Annotated in this window: 1 protein-coding gene; it reads right to left on the reverse strand. The window is 71.8% G+C overall.

Features of this window, described 5'->3' with window-relative positions; translation table 11 throughout:
- Nucleotides 1-199: 199 nt before the first annotated feature.
- On the reverse strand, nt 200-843 hold a 644-nt coding region (locus tag LK493_RS10070; protein WP_408583429.1), incomplete at its 5' end, for a transposase.

Here is an 843-nt window from a genome sequence, read left to right on the forward strand (position 1 = left end):
TTGAGCAAATAGGCCATTCCCGCAGTTAGCTGAACGCCCCCGCGGCCCCTCCTGGGGTCCGGGGGCGCCGTTTTCCCAGTTGATGGAACGGTGGAGATGTGTTTCGATAGGTCCGGTGGCCATGCTCCGCCCGCCGCCCGGCACCTCTTCCCAGACTCAGCCGGACGGTCGGTCCGTCTATTCCGTTTTTCCTTCTAGGCTAGGCCAGCGGGGCATCGCCCCTCTCGGCGCGCGCCCTCTCGATGAGTCCCGGCGTCAGGTCGAGGTCGCCGAGCGGCACGTCCCACACACCGTAGGCGTCCAGCAGCGCCGCCGCGTCCTCCCCGAGCATCGCCCTGAAGGCGCGCGCGGGCGTCGCGAAGCCGAGCGCGCCGCGGGGCTCGGAGTTCACGTGCGACATGGCCAGCGCCAGGTCGGCCGGGGCGAGCCGGTCGAACCTGATTCCGGCGCCCTTGGGCAGCAGCTTCCTGATCTCGACGTGGTTGCGCTCGCAGGCGCCCTTCTGGTCGCTGCGCCCGGGGTCGCAGTAGAACAGCCTCGTCTCGCCCGGCCCCTCGCCGAGCAGCGCCGCGATCGCCGCCTCGTCGGAGAACTCGGCGCCGTTGTCGGTGAGCACGGCGCGGAAGACCCTGCCCATGCCGTCGGCGCCGAGGACCTCCCTGATATCGCCCAGGGCGTCCGCGACGCACCCGGCGGTCTTCTCCTCCAGCGGCAGCGCGAGCTGGAGCCTGCTGGGGCGGTGCAGCAGCGTGAGCAGGCAGGCGGAGTCCTCCCGCGCGCCCTCGACCGTGTCCATCTCCCAGGCCGCGGCGCACGCGTCCTCCCCGAGGGCGAGGAACGCGG

The organism is Collinsella aerofaciens, from assembly GCF_020709435.1.
Taxonomy (GTDB): Bacteria; Actinomycetota; Coriobacteriia; order Coriobacteriales; family Coriobacteriaceae; genus Collinsella; species Collinsella aerofaciens_AU.